Source organism: Streptomyces sp. NRRL S-495, assembly GCF_000966955.1.
Lineage (GTDB): Bacteria > Actinomycetota > Actinomycetes > Streptomycetales > Streptomycetaceae > Kitasatospora > Kitasatospora purpeofusca.
In genome coordinates this window covers 19,789-28,361 of record NZ_JZWY01000277.1, presented here as the reverse complement: position 1 = coordinate 28,361, position 8,573 = coordinate 19,789, and the positions used below count along the sequence as shown (strand labels likewise).

5 protein-coding genes are annotated in these 8,573 nt (G+C 73.0%); 2 read left to right on the top strand and 3 right to left on the bottom strand.

What is annotated here, in order from left to right; translation table 11 throughout:
- The first annotated feature begins 372 nt into the window (after nucleotides 1–372).
- Nucleotides 373–1,281, top strand: a complete 909-nt coding sequence (locus tag VR45_RS16070) for a phosphatase PAP2 family protein (protein WP_052709125.1) — start codon at nucleotides 373–375, stop codon at nucleotides 1,279–1,281.
- A gap of 73 nt (nucleotides 1,282–1,354) precedes the next feature.
- On the opposite strand, the gene VR45_RS16065 is transcribed toward VR45_RS16070, so the two are convergent.
- Nucleotides 1,355–4,378: a bifunctional [glutamine synthetase] adenylyltransferase/[glutamine synthetase]-adenylyl-L-tyrosine phosphorylase gene (locus tag VR45_RS16065; RefSeq protein ID WP_045940439.1), complete on the bottom strand. Its 3,024-nt coding sequence runs from the start codon at nucleotides 4,376–4,378 to the stop codon at nucleotides 1,355–1,357.
- 180 nt (nucleotides 4,379–4,558) lie between these two features.
- Between VR45_RS16065 and VR45_RS16060 the strand changes: the two genes are divergently transcribed.
- A complete protein-coding gene (locus VR45_RS16060) occupies nucleotides 4,559–5,719 on the top strand; it encodes an acyltransferase (protein WP_052709124.1) in 1,161 nt (386 codons plus the stop codon).
- Here VR45_RS16060 and VR45_RS16055 read toward each other — a convergent pair.
- Nucleotides 5,686–6,897: a hypothetical protein gene (locus tag VR45_RS16055; protein WP_045940438.1), complete on the bottom strand. Its 1,212-nt coding sequence runs from the start codon at nucleotides 6,895–6,897 to the stop codon at nucleotides 5,686–5,688. The two genes, VR45_RS16060 and VR45_RS16055, sit on opposite strands and share 34 nt — an antisense overlap.
- Nucleotides 6,898–7,080: 183 nt before the next feature.
- Nucleotides 7,081–8,442 carry a glutamine synthetase family protein gene (locus VR45_RS16050; protein ID WP_030391579.1) on the bottom strand — a complete coding sequence of 454 codons (1,362 nt, stop codon included), beginning with the start codon at nucleotides 8,440–8,442 and terminating at the stop codon, nucleotides 7,081–7,083.
- Nucleotides 8,443–8,573: the final 131 nt, after the last annotated feature.

Sequence of the window (8,573 nt, the reverse complement as noted above, 5' to 3'; positions counted from 1 at the left end):
TGCGAGGGGTGCTCCGCCGGCGGCGGGACGGGACTTCGGCCACTGAAGGCTCCCTTGCGCGGGTATACGGGGTCATGGGGTGGTCGGGTGGCCGAGACGCTAGCGGCCTGCAATATGTTTCAGCAAGATGCAGAAAGCGTTTCGGTCGGGGAAAATGCGACCCGGTCCCGCGCTGCCACCCCCGATTGCGCCGCCCCGCCCGTCCGGCGTGACAATGGGACGTATGCCCGTCCCACCGGTTGACCCCAGATCCGTCCGCGCCCCCTCCCCCGGTGGGAGCCACCCCCTACCTCTGAAGGGGGACAGCCGGTGAAGAATCCACTTCCGGAGGATGAGCAGACGGCTACGGGACGTCTGGCAGACTTCTCGTCCATGGGGGAACCGACCGAGATCCAGCAGAACGGCGGCCGCATGCCCGACGGAGCCACCCTTGCGGCCCGCACCCGAACCGCGGCCCTGCGTGACCGCGTCCGCGAGCAGCGCCGGTCGCCCGCGCGGCCGAGACTCTGGTTCGAGCTGGCACTGATCGGCATCAGCTACTGGATCTACTCCCTGGTGCGCAACGCCGTCCCCGAGCAGGAGACGATCGCGCAGAAGCACGCCGGCTGGATCTGGGACCTCGAGCAGTCCCTCGGCGTCGCCGTCGAGCGCTCGGTCAACCACGCGGTCGACAGCGTCGGCTGGCTGATCACCGGGATGAACTACTACTACGCGACGCTGCACTTCGTGGTGACCATCGGCGTCCTGGTCTGGCTCTACCGGTGGCACCCCGGCCGCTACGCCGCGACCCGCACGGTGCTGTTCGTCACCACCGCGATCGCGCTGGTCGGCTTCTACTTCTTCCCGCTGGCCCCGCCCCGGCTGATGACCGACGGCGGCTTCATCGACACCGTGAAGACGCACGGCACCTGGGGCTCGATGGCCTCCGGCCCGGCCACCCATGTCTCCAACCAGTTCGCCGCGATGCCCTCGATGCACATCGGCTGGTCGACGTGGTGCGGTCTGACCATCTTCTTCCTGGCCCGCCGGACCTGGGTCCGGGTGCTCGGCCTGCTCTACCCGGTGGCCACCCTGGTGGTGATCGTCGCCACCGCCAACCACTTCTGGATGGACGCCGTCGGCGGCCTGCTGTGCCTGCTGGTGGGTTTCCTCACCGCGGGCTGGCTCTACCACTCCTGGATCTACAGACTTCCGCAGGTGCCCGCCCGGGAGCTGCCGGCCGAGCCGGTCACGGTGCCCGAGCAGTGGAGCGAACCCGCGGTGAGCAGCGCGCGCCGCTGAGGCCGCGAACCAGGACGGGACACGCGGAGAGGGGCCCCGGGCGACCGGGGCCCCTCTCCGCGTTCCCCACGTGTCAGCCGTAGAACAGCCGCTCCACCACCGACCGGGCCCGCCGGGTGGTGCGCCGGTAGTCGTCCACCAGCTCGCCGCTGTGCCCGGCCCCGTACCCCAGGTAGCGGGCCACCCCGGCCAGCTCCCGGGTGTCCGCCGGGAAGGAGTCGCCCGGCCGGCCGCGCACCAGCATCACCGCCGAACGCACCCGGGAGGCCAGCACCCAGGCCGCGTCCAGCACCTCCGCGTCCTCCGCCCCGACCAGCCCGGCCTCGACCGCCGCCGCCAGCGCCGCCCTGGTCCGGGTGGTGCGCAGCCCCGGCAGCTCGTGCCCGTGCCGCAGCTGGAGCAGCTGCACGGTCCACTCGACGTCCGCCAGCCCGCCCCGGCCGATCTTGGTGTGGGTGGTCGGATCGGCGCCGCGCGGCAGCCGCTCCGCCTCGATCCTGGCCTTGATCCGGCGGATCTCCAGCACGTCCCGCTCGGGCACCCCCGCACCGGGGAAGCGCAGCGGGTCGACCAGCTGCCGGAACCGCTCCCCCAGCTCCGGGTCCCCGGCCACCGGCTCGGCCCGCAGCAGCGCCTGGCTCTCCCAGGCGTGCGACCAGCGCCGGTAGTACGCCGTGTACGAGGCGAGCGAGCGCACCAGCGGGCCGTTGCGCCCCTCCGGCCGCAGGTCGGCGTCCACCTCCAGCGGCGGCTCGGTGGACGGCGCGGCCAGCAGGGTGCGCAGCTCGTGGCAGACCGCCTGGGCGGCCCGGGCGGCGTCCTCCTCCAGCGAGCCGAGCACCGGCTCGTGGACGAAGAGCACGTCCGCGTCCGAGCCGTAGCCCAGCTCGTGCCCGCCGAACCGGCCCATCGCGATCACCGCGATCCGGGTCGGCAGCTCGCCGTTGCGGGCCTCCCAGCCGGCCACGCAGGCCCGCAGCGCGCCCTGCAGCGTGGCCGCGTTGAGCGCGGTGAGCGCCTCGCCGGCGGTGTCCAGCGCCTGCGCCGGGTCCTCGCCGAGCCGCCCGAGCACATCGGCGGCGGCGGTGCGGAACAACTCCCGGCGGCGCACCGAGCGCACCGCCGCCACCGCGCCGGCCACCGAGTCGGCCCGGCGGACGGCGGCCAGCACCTCCTGCTCCAGCGCGGGCCGCCCGCGCGGCACCAGTCCCTGCGGGTCGCCGAGCATGGCGACCGCCTCCGGTGCCCGCAGCAGCAGGTCGGGGGCGAGCCGCCCGGCCGACAGGACCCGCGCCAGCTGCTCAGCGGCGGCGCTCTCGTCGCGCAGCAGCCGCAGGTACCAGGGGGTGCGGCCGAGCGCGTCGGAGACCTGGCGGAAGTTGAGCAGTCCGGCGTCCGGGTCGGCGGAGTCGGCGAACCAGCCGAGCAGCACCGGCAGCAGGGTGCGCTGGATCGCCGCCTTGCGGCTGACCCCGGCGGCGAGCGCGCTCAGGTGCCGCAGCGCGGCGGCCGGGTCGGCGTAACCCAGCGCCTCCAGCCGGGCCCGGGCCGCGTCCTGGCGCAGGCCCGCCGCGCCCGGCGGCAGCTCGGCGACGGCGTCCAGCAGCGGCCGGTAGAACAGCTTCTCGTGCAGCCGGCGCACCTCGACGGCGTGCCGCTTCCACTCCCGCCGCAGCGCGGCGACCGGGTCGGCCCTGGTGTCGTCGTTGATCAGCGGCGCGAGCGAGCGGGCCAGTCGGCGCTGGTCCTCCTCGTCGGTGGGCATCAGATGGGTGCGGCGCAGCCGGTGCAGCTGGATGCGGTGCTCCAGCGAGCGCAGGAACCGGTAGGCGGCGTCCAGCGAGGCGGCGTCGGCGCGGCCCACGTAGCCGCCGCGGGAGAGCGCGGCCAGCGCCTCCAGGGTGTTGCCGCTGCGCAGCGCCTCGTCGGTGCGGCCGTGCACCAGCTGGAGCAGCTGGACGGAGAACTCGACGTCGCGCAGTCCGCCGGGGCCCAGCTTGAGCTGGCGGTCCAGCTCGGTGGCGGGGATCGAGTCGATCACCCGGCGGCGCATCTCCTGCACATCGGTGACGAAGTTCTCCCGGGCGGCGGCCTGCCAGACCATCGGCGCCAGTTCGGCGATGTACGCCTCGCCGAGCTCGGCGTCGCCGGCCACCGGGCGGGCCTTGAGCAGCGCCTGGAACTCCCAGGTCTTGGCCCAGCGCCGGTAGTAGGCGAGGTGGCTGGCCAGGGTGCGGACCAGCGGGCCGTTGCGGCCCTCGGGGCGCAGATTGGCGTCCACCGGCCAGATGGTGCCCTCGCCGGTGGTGTCGGCGCACAGCCGGGTGAGCGCGGCGGCCAGCCGGGTGGCGGCCTTGACCGCCCGGTGCTCCTCGACGCCCTCGCGCGGCTCCGCGACGAAGATGACGTCGACGTCGGAGACGTAGTTGAGCTCGCGGCCGCCGCACTTGCCCATGCCGATGACGGCGAGCCGACAGTCGGCGGCGGCCTCCGGGTCCTGCGCGGCGGCCAGGTCGAGGGCGGTCTGGAGGGTGGCGCCCGCCAGGTCGGCGAGTTCGGCGGCGGTCTGGGCGAGGTCGGTGGTGCCGGTCAGGTCGCGGGCGGCGACCGCCAGCAGGCAGCGGCGGTAGCCGACCCGCAGCGCGTCGGCCGGGCGGCCGGTGGGGTCGGCGGCAACCGCCTCGGCGAGCGCCCGGCGGAAGTCCGCCGGGCCCGGGTGCATGTCGCGCAGCTCGAAGGTGACCAGGACGTGCCAGTCGTGCGGGTGCCTGGCGAGGTGGTCGGCGAGCGCGGTGGACGCGCCGAGCACGCCGAGCAGCCGGTCGCGCAGCGGCTTGGAGGTGGTCAGGGTGTCGCGCAGGGTGTGCCGGTCGGTCTCCTCGGCGGCCTCCAGCAGCCGGGACAGGCCGAGCAGGGCGAGGTCGGGGTCGGCGGTGGCGGCGAGCGCGTCGAGCAGCACCGGGTCCGCGGCCAGCCCGTCCAGGGCCGGTTCGGCGAGCAGCCGCAGCGCCTTGCCCGGGTCGGTGAACCCGCGCCGCGCCAGTCTGGTCTCCGGTCGGCTCACCCGGCTGCCGGCCCGCTGTTCCTCCACCGCCATCGCCCCTCCGTCCGTCCGCCCCCCGTCCGCCCCAGCAGGCTACGCGTCCCGGGCGCGGCGCGCCCGGGCGTGACCACCGGGCGGACACCGGTGTCACCCGTCCGTGACCCCGCGCCCGCCGCGCTCGTTCACCGGGCGTCCGCTCCCCGCCTCCTCCCCGTCGCCGCCCCGGAGGGTCCGATGCCCGGCCGTCTGCCCTCGCTCACCGGGCTGCGCTTCTGGGCCGCGCTGCTGGTGGTGCTCTACCACCTGGCGCGCAAGCTCGGCGAGCTGCCGCTGCTCGGCCCGCTCTCCTGGTACGGACGTTCGGGGGTCACCTTCTTCTTCGTCCTCTCCGGCTTCGTCCTCGCCTGGACGTACGAGGGCTCGCCGGCCACCGCCCGGTCCTTCGCCCGGCGCCGGTTCGCCCGGATCTGGCCGCTGCACGCGCTGACCACCGCGCTGTCGCTGGGCGCGAACGCCGCCCTGGGGCTGGCCGTCCCGCTGGCGGCCGTGCTCTGGTCGCTGCCGCTGCTGCACACCTGGGCGCCGGGGACGGTCTTCGGCGGCAATCCGGCCGCCTGGTCGCTGGGCGCCGAGGCCTGGTTCTACCTGCTGTTCCCGGCCCTGCTGCGGCTGCTGGCCCCGCGCCGGCGGAGCTGGCTGCCGCTGGCGGCGGCCTGCGCCGCGCTCGGTCCGGTGCTCTGGGCGGCGGGCGCGCTGCTGCCCGCCGATCCGGCCCTGCGCGGCTGGCTGCTGGACTACCTGCCGCTGACCCGCACCCCGCAGTTCGTGCTCGGGGTGGTCACCGGGCTGGCCGCCCGGCACGGGCTGCTCCCCCGGGTGCGGCTCGGCGCGGCCGCGGCAGCGGTGGCCGGCTGGCACGTCCTGCTGGTGCCCTGGCACGCGGCCGTCCCCGACGCCCTGTGGTGGGGCCCGTACAGCGCCTCGCAGCTGTTCCCGGCCCCGCTGTTCGCGGCGCTGCTGGTGGCCGCCGCCCGGCGGGACACGACGGGCACGGCGCCCCGACTGCTCTCCGGGCGGACGGCGGTGCTCCTCGGCGAGTGGTCCTACGCCTGGTACCTGGTGCACGAGATCGGCATCCGCTGCTGGCTGTGGACGGCCGGCCGACCGGCCGGGACGCCCGCGCTGCTCGCCGTCGACCTGCTGCTCGCCGCCGGGACGCTGGCCGTGGCGGGCGCCCTGCACCGGTGGGTGGAGCGCCCCTGCGAGCGGCTGCTGCGCGGGGCGCCCCGGAACGCCGGAACGCCGCTGCCGCACCCCCCGGTGCGGGTGGTGCGGCAGCGGCGCCGGTCGGTGCCGGGCGGTCAGCCCTCCAGCGAGCCGTCCAGGTTCACGTAGGCGTAGAAGACACCGAGGTCGTAGCCGTCCTTGTCGGTGTCGAACTTGATGGTGATGTCGGTGTCCCCGTTGCGCAGGAACGGCGAGATGTCCCAGCGGTTGGAGTCGTACCCGAAGTTGTTGCGGTTGTACGGGTTGCGGACGAACTGGTCCGCCGGGGACAGCTCCTCGATGGTGGAGTTGAACGCGTCGTTGGAGGCGTGGTTGACGTCCGTGAAGACCGACTCCGGCCCGTTGGTGGACTTCATCGCCAGGGTGTCCCCGGTCCACTTCAGGTCGCCGTCGTAGACGATGAAGCCGAGCTTGCCGGCGACCTGCCCGGTGGCCGGGGTCTGCAGCCCGTCGAGGTTGAACTCGCGGGGCGGGCTGTCCGGCAGCTCCACCTGGAAGCCGTCCCAGATGTGGACGTGGCGCAGCGGCTTGCAGGGGTTCTCGTACGCCACCACGATCGACCAGCCGCCCCAGCTGTGCGGCTTCACCACCGAGTCCATGTTGGCGGCGGTGTAAGTGCCGTTGCCGGCGGCCTTCACCAGGTCGGTGATGTCGGCGGAGGCCTGGTAGCTGCTCTCCTCGGTGGTGGTGATGTAGCCGATGGAGGGCTGGTCGTTGGCGATGTTGCGGTACTGGTTCTCGCCCGGGAACTTCAGGTAGATCTCGTCGATCTGGCTCTCCGGCAGGACGGTGTCGCCGATGCCCCGGGTGCCGCCCCAGTACAGCCGGGCGTACTTGATCTGCGAACCCTCCAGCAGCGAGAGGTCGGCCGAGCTGGCCGAGTAGATCTCGTCACCGAGCGGGCCGACGCTGCCCGGATCGATGTTGATGTACTTCATCTGGTAGTTGTTGTTGATCGGCCGGCTGCCCGCGCCGGTCCGGGCGTCCACGCACGCCGGCTGCGCCGGGTCGACCGGCGGCTGGGTCTCGTCGCAGGTCATCAGGGAGTTGCTGATCCGCGTGACGGAGCCGTGGAAGTCGCCCTGGAAGCGCGTCGTGAACGGCAGCGGGTTCGAGACGATGGTGTCGGCACGCTGCTGCGGGCCCTTGGGGCCCGAGCCGCGGGCGTCCGCGATCGGGGCGGAGAGCAGCTGTCCGGCGACGGCGGCGACGGCGACACCGGTGATCCCGATCCGACGGGCGAGGGTACGGACGGCGGCGGCGCGGCTGACGGTGGAGGAGGGCATGAGGTCCTCTCAGGGGGGAGGGGATTGATCACGCTTATCGGATCACAACGCAACGTCACAATCTCCTCACGTACCGCCATCAGAGGACGCGCCAACCCAAACGGCGGGCCCGCCGTCATCCATTGGAACGACGGCGGGCCCGGTGGTGCTTGACGTGGTGTCAGTCCTCTGCGGCGGGATCCCCTACAACACCTGGAGGTTCTTGCGCAGCTCGAAGGGGGTGACCTCGGAGCGGTACTCCTCCCACTCCTGCTTCTTGTTCCTCAGGAAGAAGTCGAAGACGTGCTCGCCGAGGGTCTCCGCCACCAGCTCGCTGCGCTGCATCAGGTCGATCGCCTCGCCCAGGTTCTGCGGCATCGGCTGGATGCCGAGGGCGCGGCGCTCGGGGTCGGTGAGGGCCCACACGTCGTCGTCGGCGCCCGGCGGGAGCTCGTAGCCCTCCTCGATGCCCTTGAGGCCGGCCGCCAGGGTGACGGCGTAGGCCAGGTAGGGGTTGCAGCCGGTGTCCAGGGAGCGGACCTCGACCCGGGTGGAGCCCTGCTTGCCCGGCTTGTACATCGGGACCCGGATCAGCGCGGAGCGGTTGTTGTGGCCCCAGCAGATGTACGACGGGGCCTCGCCGCCGGCGCCGGCGGTGCGCTGGGAGCCGCCCCAGATCCGCTTGTAGGAGTTCACCCACTGGTTGGTGACGGCGGCGGTCTCGGCGGCGTGGCGCAGCAGGCCCGCGATGAAGGAGCGGCCGACCTTGGAGAGCTGGTACTCGGCGCCCGACTCGTGGAAGGCGTTGCGGTCGCCCTCGAACAGCGAGAGGTGGGTGTGCATGCCCGAGCCGGGGTGGTCGGAGAACGGCTTGGGCATGAAGCTGGCGTGCACGCCCTGCTCCAGCGCGACCTCCTTCATCACCAGCCGGAAGGTCATGATGTTGTCGGCCGTGGAGAGCGCGTCGGCGTAGCGCAGGTCGATCTCCTGCTGCCCGGGGGCGCCCTCGTGGTGGGAGAACTCCACCGAGATGCCCATCGACTCCAGCATGGTGATCGCCTGGCGGCGGAAGTCGTGGCCCACCCCGCGCGGGGTGTGGTCGAAGTAGCCGGAGTGGTCGGCGGGGATCGGCGCGGTGCCGTCGCCGGGCAGGTTCTTCAGCAGGAAGAACTCGATCTCGGGGTGGGTGTAGAAGGTGAAGCCCTGGGCGGAGGCCTTCTCCAGGGTGCGCTTCAGCACGAACCTCGGGTCGGCGTAGGAGGGCGAGCCGTCCGGCATCAGGATGTCGCAGAACATCCGGGCGGTGCCCGGGGTCTCCGAGCGCCACGGCAGGATCTGGAAGGTGGTCGGGTCCGGCTTCGCGATCATGTCGGACTCGTACACCCGGGCGAATCCCTCGATCGCCGAGCCGTCGAAGCCGATGCCCTCCTCGAACGCCTGCTCCAGCTCGGCCGGCGCCACGGCGACCGACTTGAGGAACCCCAGGACATCGGTGAACCACAGCCGGACGAACCGGATGTCACGCTCTTCGAGCGTCCGAAGCACGAACTCCTGCTGCTTGCCCATGGGGACAGTCTCACCTCTGCTCTTTACGTTCGTGTTACGCCCGGAAACCACCCCGGCAGCGACTGCTCCCCATCATGGCGGATCATGGCGGATCACGGCCGCCGGAGGCAGTGGCGACCCCGGCCGAGACA

Coding starts and splice junctions, on each gene's coding strand:
- VR45_RS16070 (WP_052709125.1), top strand. CDS start 373: ATGGGGGAACCGACCGAGATCCAGCAGAACGGCGGCCGCATGCCCGAC.
- VR45_RS16065 (WP_045940439.1), bottom strand. CDS start 4,378: ATGGCGGTGGAGGAACAGCGGGCCGGCAGCCGGGTGAGCCGACCGGAG.
- VR45_RS16060 (WP_052709124.1), top strand. CDS start 4,559: ATGCCCGGCCGTCTGCCCTCGCTCACCGGGCTGCGCTTCTGGGCCGCG.
- VR45_RS16055 (WP_045940438.1), bottom strand. CDS start 6,897: ATGCCCTCCTCCACCGTCAGCCGCGCCGCCGCCGTCCGTACCCTCGCC.
- VR45_RS16050 (WP_030391579.1), bottom strand. CDS start 8,442: ATGGGCAAGCAGCAGGAGTTCGTGCTTCGGACGCTCGAAGAGCGTGAC.